The organism is Klebsiella sp. TF21-TM, assembly GCF_019753495.1.
Classification (GTDB): Bacteria; Pseudomonadota; Gammaproteobacteria; order Enterobacterales; family Enterobacteriaceae; genus Klebsiella; species Klebsiella quasipneumoniae.
The window spans coordinates 1-1,784 of sequence record NZ_JAIJYL010000094.1 but is presented as its reverse complement, the minus strand read 5'-3'; the positions used below and the strand labels follow the sequence as shown (position 1 = coordinate 1,784).

3 protein-coding genes are annotated in these 1,784 nt (G+C 62.6%); 2 read left to right on the top strand and 1 reads right to left on the bottom strand.

Going from position 1 to position 1,784, the window contains the following annotated elements:
* A partial coding sequence (locus K5R89_RS27015; RefSeq protein ID WP_170868628.1) for a hypothetical protein occupies positions 1–330 on the bottom strand: 330 nt, incomplete at its 3' end.
* 326 nt (positions 331–656) lie between these two features.
* On the opposite strand from K5R89_RS27015, the gene K5R89_RS27010 reads away from it, so the two are divergent.
* On the top strand, positions 657–1,394 hold the full coding sequence (locus tag K5R89_RS27010) for a recombinase family protein (protein ID WP_001446887.1): 738 nt from the start codon (positions 657–659) through the stop codon (positions 1,392–1,394).
* Complete coding sequence (locus K5R89_RS27005; RefSeq protein WP_000743213.1) at positions 1,391–1,615, top strand: hypothetical protein; 225 nt, start codon at positions 1,391–1,393, stop codon at positions 1,613–1,615. The genes K5R89_RS27010 and K5R89_RS27005 overlap by 4 nt, the downstream gene beginning before the upstream one ends.
* Positions 1,616–1,784 lie beyond the last annotated feature (169 nt).

The window sequence follows — 1,784 nt, the reverse complement described above, 5'->3', positions numbered from 1 at the left end:
GGTAAGCAGAGTTTTTGAAATGTAAGGCCTTTGAATAAGACAAAAGGCTGCCTCATCGCTAACTTTGCAACAGTGCCGCGCGACGAGCAGCAGCACCAGGAGCAGAAGCACGTCGAGAAAAAGCAACAGCAGATCGAGCAGCGCCCACGGCGGGCCGCTCGCATCGGATAAGTCGAAAAATCCGGCTAAAGTGGCCGAGCTGCACATCAGGCCGCGCGGTTTTCCTCCCTGATCGCCGGCGCGGTTTCTTCCTCCCTGAACCGCATGCAGACTTGCCGCCTCGGACACCCCGAGGCGGTTTTTTTTCGCCTCGCTCGAGCATCGCCGCATCCGACGATGCCGAGACGACCAGGCCGCGCACGTCGAGCTGCAGCATCGCCATTGCCGACGATGGCACCAGGTCGCCGGCGGTGGCCACCGACCTCGAGCTCGCATCGCCACATCCGACGATGCGCGCCGGCGTCGACCATCGCCAGGTCTGACGATGGCGGCCGCCCTGCCCTGGATCTCGCATCGCCATTTCTGGCGATGAGATCCACGGAGCGGCCATTTAGACCCGCCAATAACGACCCGGCCAAGATAAATCGCATGACGGCCTTTTTGGCCGGGGGTAGCATGACCGGACACTTTGCGTATGCCCAAAGGAGCCCGCAAGTATGCGCAGGACGAAGCCAGTAGCCGCGCCGATGGTGGCGCGGGTCTATCTGCGCGTCAGCACCGACGCGCAGGACTTGGAACGCCAAGAGGCGATCACTACGGCCGCGAAGGCCGCCGGCTACTACGTCGCCGGCATCTACCGTGAGAAGGCATCCGGCGCACGCGCCGACCGGCCTGAGCTGCTGCGCATGATCGGCGACCTACAGCCCGGCGAGGTGGTCATTGCCGAGAAGATCGACCGCATCAGCCGCCTACCTTTGCCCGAGGCCGAGCGCCTGGTGGCCTCGATACAGGCCAAAGGCGCAAGCCTGGCCGTCCCTGGCGTGGTCGATCTATCCGACCTGGCGGCCGAGGCCCAGGGCGTCGCCAAGATCGTGCTGGAAGCCGTGCAGATCATGCTTTTTCGCCTGGCCTTGCAGATGGCCCGCGACGACTACGAGGACAGGCGCGAACGCCAGCGCCAAGGCATTGAGTTGGCCCGCCAGGCCGGGCGGTACAAGGGCCGCCGTGCTGATCCGAAGCGCCGCGCCCAAGTTGTCGCGCTGCGCAAGTCCGGCTACAGCATCAACAAGACCGCCGAGCTGGCCGGGTACAGTGCGGCCCAGGTGAAACGGATATGGGCCGAGGTCAGCCAGGCCGAAGCGAAGCAGCACGGCGCGTTCGTGGAGGACGCATTGACGGAAGCCGATGCCCTGGCCGCTGTCGGCCAGGATGAGCGCCAGGAGGAAAGGGCATGAAGAAGCCGAACCAAGACGACGAGCCGTTTTTCATCACCGAGGAGATTGCGGCCGAAATGATCGCCGGCGGCTATGAGTTCGAGCTGCCGCCCATTCCTTGCACCATCCGCCTACGCGACGTGCTGGAGCGCATGACCGATGCTGAGCTAGCATTGCAGCCGGGCGAGATCGCCGACCAGGAGCGTGAACGCTGCCGGCGCAAGCCGTGTTCAACCTCATGATCTGGTCATGGTATTTTTCATGGCACTGAGCCTGATAGTTCTTGCAAATTGTTGTCACTAAAGGGTTTTGTGTGCTTGTTTACAATCGAGTGGGAGTGACGGGCACTGGCTGGCAATGTCTAGCAACGGCAGGCATTTCGGCTGAGGGTAAAAGAACTTTCCGCTAAGC

Coding starts and splice junctions, on each gene's coding strand:
- K5R89_RS27005 (WP_000743213.1), top strand. CDS start 1,391: ATGAAGAAGCCGAACCAAGACGACGAGCCGTTTTTCATCACCGAGGAG.
- K5R89_RS27010 (WP_001446887.1), top strand. CDS start 657: ATGCGCAGGACGAAGCCAGTAGCCGCGCCGATGGTGGCGCGGGTCTAT.